This is a genomic window from uncultured Lutibacter sp., assembly GCF_937891065.1.
In the GTDB taxonomy this organism is placed as follows: Bacteria; Bacteroidota; Bacteroidia; order Flavobacteriales; family Flavobacteriaceae; genus Lutibacter.
This window is the reverse complement of sequence record NZ_CALAEQ010000070.1, coordinates 1-5,703: the sequence shown is the minus strand read 5'-3', so window position 1 is coordinate 5,703 and position 5,703 is coordinate 1. Positions and strand designations below refer to the sequence as shown.

Genomic DNA, 5,703 nt, shown 5'->3' with positions numbered 1-5,703 from the left:
AAACACAAAGGAAAATTTATTGATTTCAATACCACAAATAGAACAAGCTGGAATAATAGAAGAAATTACGGATTATAAAATTCACAATTATTTCTTTCCTCCTACCACAACTACAAATTCTCCTTTTGGTGCTTTTATAGTAAAATATTGAATAACTTCAGCAACAGAACCTCTAACTGTTTCTTCGTATAATTTGGTTAATTCACGCGAAACTGAAATTGGTCTATCCACCCCAAAATACTCTCCAAAATGAGACAATGTTTTTAGTAATTTATGAGGAGATTCGTAAAAAATCATGGTACGAGTTTCTTCTGCTAAAAATTGTAAACGGGTTTGTCGTCCTTTTTTTACAGGTAAAAACCCTTCAAAAACAAATTTATCATTTGGTAAACCGCTATTTACTAGTGCGGGCACAAAAGCCGTTGCGCCAGGTAAACATTCTATTTCAACACCATTTTCTAAACAAGCACGTGTTAATAAAAATCCAGGATCAGAAATTGCAGGTGTACCTGCATCTGAAATTAAGGCAATAGATTCTCCATTTTTAATTCGTTGTACAATATTAGCGACCGTTTTATGCTCATTATGCATATGATGGCTGTGCATATGAGTTGAAATTTCAAAATGTTTTAACAATTTACCGCTTGTACGTGTGTCTTCGGCCAAAATTAAATCAACTTCTTTTAAAACCCGAATCGCTCTTAGTGTAATATCCTCTAAATTTCCAATGGGTGTTGGTACTAAATATAATTTTGATTCCAATATTAAACGTTTTAATTTTTCGAATTATAAAGTTACAAAGTAAAATTATTCTTTATACATCTTATCTATTAGTTCTTTATATTTTTGCTGAATCACTTTTCTTTTTAGTTTTAAGGTTGCAGTAATTTCGCCTGCTTCAATACTAAATTCTTTAGGTAATAGCGTAAATTTTTTAATTTTTTCAAACTTTGAGAATTCCTTTTGAAGTTCTTCAAAACGCTTTTCAAATAGATCTTTAATTTGATTATGATTGATTAATTCTTCAATATCCTTAAAGTTAATACTGTGTTCAATAGCATACTTTTTTATGTTTTCAAAACTAGGAACTGCCAACGCTGTTACATATTTTTGTTGATCACCAATTACCGCAATTTGCTCAATAAAAGCATCGTTAATTAAAGCCAATTCTAATTTTTGAGGAGCTATATATTTACCTCCAGATGTTTTCATCAAATCTTTAATTCTGTCTGTAATCACCAAGTTTCCTTCAGCATCCATTGTACCGGCATCACCTGTACAAAACCAACCATCTTTAAAAACTTCAGCAGTAGCTTCTGGTTTTTTATAATAGCCCTTCATAACTCCAGGACCTTTTACCAAAATTTCGTTGTTATCTCCTATTTTAATTTCAGCACCATGAATTGTCTTTCCTGCAGAATTAAATTCAAAATGCGTATATCCAAACAAGGAAACCGTAGCTGTAGTTTCGGTTAAACCATAACCACATTTAATATTTAATCCGAACGAATGAAAATAAGAAACCATATCTGCAGCCAAAGGAGCGCCACCACAAGGCATAAATTTAATACGACCACCAAAAACAGCTCTCAACTTGCTAAGTACTAATTTGTCAGCAACTTTATGCTTCAATTTTAACGCAAAGGGAACCTTTTTTTCTAATCTTTTATGGTTATTGTAATAAGCATTTCCAATACCTAAAGCCCAACTCGCTAATTTCATTTTAGTAGGAGAAGCTTCCTTTCTTTTATCTTGAATTGCAGCGAAAATTTTCTCAAAAATACGAGGTACTGTACACATTAATGTGGGCTTTACCTCTTTCAAAACCTCAGCGATTAACTTAGGATTTTGGTTGAAATAAACTTCAATACCAACATGTAAACAGAAAAACACCCAACTTCGCTCATAAATATGACTTAAAGGCAAAAAGCTTAAGGAAGAATCTTTGTCGTCAACATCCAGTTCAAAATCATGTGCATTTAAAGATGCTGCAAAATTATTATGATCTAACATTACCCCTTTCGGCTCTCCAGTAGTTCCTGAAGTATAAATAATACTCGCCAAATCATTTAAATCACACTCATAATGTCTTTTTTGAAGCTCAGTATCTACTCTTTTCGGAAATTCAATAGCCACAAAATCATTTAAATAAATAGAGTTTTTATTTTTTTGAATTTTAATGCTATTATTTAAAGCAACAATTAACTTTAAATACGTATTAGTTTGTGAAATCTCAAAAGCTTTATCATATTCTTCTTGACCGCCAACAAATAGCAGACTAACCTCAGCATCATTGATTATGTATTCAGCTTCTTTCTTAGAATTGGTTGCATAAATAGGCACCGTTACTGCTCTAATACTCATTATTGAAATATCCGCAATAATCCATTCTGGCATGTTTTCAGCAAAAACCGCAACGTTTTGTTGCCCCTCAATACCAAAATTTATCAGAGATTTAGACAAGTTTTGAATTCTACTTCCAAAATCTGTCCAAGAAATTCCTTCCCAATTGTCTTGCTCAATATTTTTAAAATAAATGGCATTTTTATCCTTAAAACGTTGAACATTACATTTAATATCTTCAACTAAGTGTTTATAAATCATACTCTATTTGGTTTCAATTTAAAATAGATTTTAACCTAATTCAAAGCGCACAAAGCTACGAATAATTTAATTCGGAAATTACAATCTTAATTTTATGTGAATTTCAGCATACGTATTTTAACAAAACTTGAAGTATTTAGAACTTTTCTTTATCACTTTTTTACAATTTTTTAGGTAAATACAGTGAATGCGTAAATAATAATTTAAAGTCCTTTCTGTAAAAAATAAAATAAACCCACAAAGCCAAGCACTTACTTTCATAAATTGAACACTCAAAAAATTAAAAAGAACTGTTTAATGTATGATTGAAATCACTAAATTTGCACTTTCTTATAAAAAAATAAAAATGTACAGAACACATTCAAACGGAGAATTACGATTAACAAATGTAGGTCAAGAAGTTACTTTAGTAGGCTGGGTGCAAAAAACACGCGATAAAGGTTTTATGATGTGGGTTGATTTGCGTGACCGTTACGGAATTACCCAATTAATTTTTGATGAAGATCGCACACCAAAAGAAATGATGGAAAAGGCGAAAACCTTAGGGAGAGAATTTGTAATTCAGGTGAAAGGTGAAGTAATAGAACGTGTTTCAAGAAATAGTAATATTTCAACTGGTGATATTGAAATCTTAGTGAAAGAGTTAACTATTTTAAACAAATCGTTAGTTCCTCCATTTACAATTGAAGATGAAACTGATGGTGGAGATGAGTTAAGAATGAAATATCGTTATTTAGATATTAGAAGAAACCCGGTAAGAGAAAATTTAATATTCCGCCATAAAGTAGCTATTGAAGTTCGTAAATATTTATCTGATAAAGATTTTATTGAAGTTGAAACACCTGTTTTAATTAAATCTACTCCTGAAGGAGCTCGTGATTTTGTGGTTCCAAGTCGAATGAATGCAGGTCAGTTTTATGCATTACCTCAATCTCCTCAAACTTTTAAGCAATTGTTGATGGTTGGAGGATTGGATAAGTATTTTCAAATTGTGAAATGCTTTAGAGATGAAGATTTACGTGCAGACAGACAACCAGAATTCACACAAATTGACTGCGAAATGGCTTTTGTTGAACAAGAAGATGTCTTAAATACTTTTGAAGGATTAACTCGTCATTTATTAAAAGAAATAAACGGTGTTGAAGTTGCTGACTTTCCAAGAATGACTTATGATGAAGCGATGAAAAAATATGGAAACGACAAACCAGATATTCGTTTTGGAATGGAGTTTGGTGAGTTAAATGAAGTAGCTAAACATAAAGAATTTAGCGTTTTTAACAATGCTGAATTAGTTGTTGGAATTGCAGTTCCAGGAGGAAATTCATACACCCGAAAAGAAATTGACAAACTAATTGAATGGATAAAACGCCCTCAAGTTGGTGCTTTGGGAATGGTGTATTCACGTTGTAATGACGATGGTACTTTTAAATCATCAGTTGATAAATTTTATGATGAAGCAGATTTAGCAAAATGGGCTGAAATTACAGGTGCAAAAGCTGGAGATTTAATTTGTGTTTTATCAGGAAATACTGATAAAGTTCGCACACAATTAAGCGCTTTACGTATGGAATTAGCTACACGTTTAGGTTTGCGTAAACCAAATGAATTTGCGCCATTATGGGTTGTAGATTTTCCATTGTTAGAGTGGGATGAAGAATCGAAACGCTTTCACGCAATGCATCATCCATTTACTTCACCAAAACCTGAAGATATGCATTTACTAGATACTGATCCAGGAAAAGTACGTGCCAATGCTTATGATATGGTTTTAAACGGAAATGAAATTGGTGGTGGTTCAATTCGTATCCATGACAAAGCTACACAAGCTTTAATGTTTGATCATTTAGGGTTTACACCTGAAGAAGCAAAAGATCAGTTCGGGTTTTTAATGAATGCGTTTGAATATGGAGCACCTCCGCATGGTGGTTTAGCTTTTGGATTGGATAGATTGGTTGCTATTTTAGGCGGTCAAGAAACTATTCGTGATTTTATTGCATTCCCTAAAAACAATAGCGGTAGAGATGTGATGATTGATGCACCTTCTAAAATTGATGAAACTCAATTGAAAGAATTGAATTTGAAATTAGATTTAAAATTATAGAATTTTCAAAATATTATTCTATATTATAAACATGAGTAATTCAAAAACATTGGATATTTTTAATTATGAATTTGATTGGTTTCAATCAAAGAGTAAATTTAAAGATGTTTGCTGTGAAAAATACAAAAAGAAAAAAGAAAAACACTGCAAAAGTTGTCCGGAAAAAAATTCTTAACCAGCTATTTTAATGTTTTTATTATATCCTTTTATTAAATTAAAAAATGCCAATTAGTTCAAAATTTATTGTCCGTAAATTTTTCAAATGGAGATATCAACACATCTCGAATAAACAATTTACAAATATTGCAAGTGCAATTATTGGTTTATTGGCTGGACTTGGAGCTGTGGTTTTAAAAAACTTAACACACTTTATTCAGCATTTACTGGAGGGCAAATTTATAAAAGAAATTCATCAAGCGTTTTATTTTATATTTCCAATTATAGGCTTACTAATAGTGCTTCTTATTATAAAATATTTTATAAGAAAAAAAGTAGGTCACGGTATTCCTTCAACTTTATATGCTATTTCAAAGCAAAAAGGAATTATGCCAAGACATCAAATGTGGGCCTCTTTAATTACAGCTCCACTAACTGTTGGTTTTGGTGGTTCTGTGGGTCTTGAAGGTCCAACTGTAGCAACTGGCGCTGCTTTGGGTTCAAATTTCGCACGATTTTTTCATTTAAACCAAACTACAAGAACATTGCTAATTGGAGCTGCTGCTGCAGGAGCTATGTCTTCAATTTTTAAAGCACCAATTGCAGCTATTGTTTTTGCTGTTGAAATTTTTAGCTTAGAATTAACATTAGCTTCTATGATTCCTTTATTGCTGGCTTCTATAACGGCAGTATTAACTTCATATTTCTTTTTTGGTGATGATGTATTACTTCATTTTAATTTACAAGATAAATTTCAATTATATGATGTTTTATTTTATGTATTGCTAGGTATTTCTTCTGCAGCTGTTTCAATATATTTTAGTAAAGTTTATTTTAAAATA

The 5,703-nt window shown here is 31.4% G+C and carries 4 protein-coding genes; 2 read left to right on the top strand and 2 right to left on the bottom strand.

The genetic code is table 11. The annotated features are described in order from the left end of the window. Positions 1–87 precede the first annotated feature (87 nt). Both rsmI and Q0352_RS04255 read right to left on the bottom strand, forming a co-directional pair. A complete protein-coding gene (gene rsmI, locus Q0352_RS04260) occupies positions 88–762 on the bottom strand; it encodes a 16S rRNA (cytidine(1402)-2'-O)-methyltransferase (protein WP_299524139.1) in 675 nt (224 codons plus the stop codon). A 45-nt stretch (positions 763–807) separates the two neighbouring features. Beyond that, positions 808–2,604 (bottom strand): long-chain fatty acid--CoA ligase, encoded by a 1,797-nt coding sequence (locus Q0352_RS04255; RefSeq protein ID WP_299524138.1) that lies wholly within the window; start codon positions 2,602–2,604, stop codon positions 808–810. A 346-nt stretch (positions 2,605–2,950) separates the two neighbouring features. On the opposite strand from Q0352_RS04255, the gene aspS reads away from it, so the two are divergent. Beyond that, complete coding sequence (gene aspS / locus Q0352_RS04250; RefSeq protein WP_299524140.1) at positions 2,951–4,705, top strand: aspartate--tRNA ligase; 1,755 nt, start codon at positions 2,951–2,953, stop codon at positions 4,703–4,705. A 221-nt stretch (positions 4,706–4,926) separates the two neighbouring features. Continuing rightward, positions 4,927–5,703 (top strand): chloride channel protein (locus Q0352_RS04245; RefSeq protein WP_299524137.1); only part of this gene is annotated, 777 nt, incomplete at its 3' end.

What these genes read in the sequence shown, in the direction of transcription:
- aspS (WP_299524140.1), top strand. Translation starts at nt 2,951, where the DNA reads ATGTACAGAACACATTCAAACGGAGAATTACGATTAACAAATGTAGGT.
- Q0352_RS04255 (WP_299524138.1), bottom strand. Translation starts at nt 2,604, where the DNA reads ATGATTTATAAACACTTAGTTGAAGATATTAAATGTAATGTTCAACGT.